This is a genomic window from Psychrobacter sp. 1U2, assembly GCF_051847575.1.
Genome location: NZ_JBPYDC010000557.1, coordinates 1 through 977, shown reverse-complemented (window position 1 = coordinate 977; position 977 = coordinate 1). Strand labels below are relative to the sequence as shown.

1 protein-coding gene is annotated in these 977 nt (G+C 37.8%); it reads right to left on the bottom strand.

Annotated features, from left to right (window positions below; all coding sequences use genetic code 11):
* Positions 1 to 270: 270 nt before the first annotated feature.
* Positions 271 to 858 (bottom strand): oligoribonuclease, encoded by a 588-nt coding sequence (gene orn / locus ACS8FD_RS17235; protein WP_439261162.1) that lies wholly within the window; start codon positions 856 to 858, stop codon positions 271 to 273.
* Positions 859 to 977: the final 119 nt, after the last annotated feature.

The window sequence follows — 977 nt, the reverse complement described above, 5'->3', positions numbered from 1 at the left end:
TGAATTTAAATTGGTTGAATTTAAACGACTCATGGCATGATATCTATAGCTAATTCGATATAAAAACGATACAGCGAGATGAAACGTTGTTTTCGCAGCCTCTGTCGGCGTAGGCACAGCACGTAAGAAAATCAACGTTTTATTGAGCGACTGGATAGCCATGTATCTGAGTTATCTAGATTCGACTATATGTGGACGTCTCTTATTTACGATAAAAAGGGTCCATTAAAATAACAGACCCTTTTTTGACTATGCTAAAACCACTTAACTTTATGGCATCAGTTTAAAAAAGTGCTGACGATAGTGCTTAAGCTCACGAATAGAGTCGCGAATATCGTCTAACGCTAAATGACTACCACCTTTTTCAAAATTCTTTAAGACATCAGGACGCCAGCGAAAGCATAGCTCTTTAATAGATGACACATCAAGATTGCGATAGTGGAAGAACTTTTCTAGCTCTGGCATTTGCCGCGCTAAAAAACGTCGATCTTGACAGATGGAGTTACCGCACATCGGCGACTTACCACTATCGACCCATTTATTCAAAAACTTGATGGTCTCAGCTTCAGCTTCTGCTAATGTTACGCTGCTACGACGTACACGATCAACCAAGCCTGATTGTCCATGTTGTTTGGTATTCCACTCATCCATCCCATTTAATATACGGTCAGATACCTTAATCGCAAATACTGGTCCTTCTGCCAAGACATTTAAGTCTTCGTCAGTGACAACGGTCGCAATCTCAATAATCTCATCAGTTAAGGTATTTAGACCAGTCATTTCTAAATCAATCCATACCAGCCCTTTTTTACCTTGGTTTTTAATTTTGATTTTATTGGGATGGTCATCGGTACTCATATTTTGTCCTATGGTCAATAAATTTTTAAACAATATTTAAGTAAGTTTCGTGTATAAATCATACAGCGATAATAGTATTTGATTAGTAACAGTACGCGTCTGCTGATTTAAGATATTTA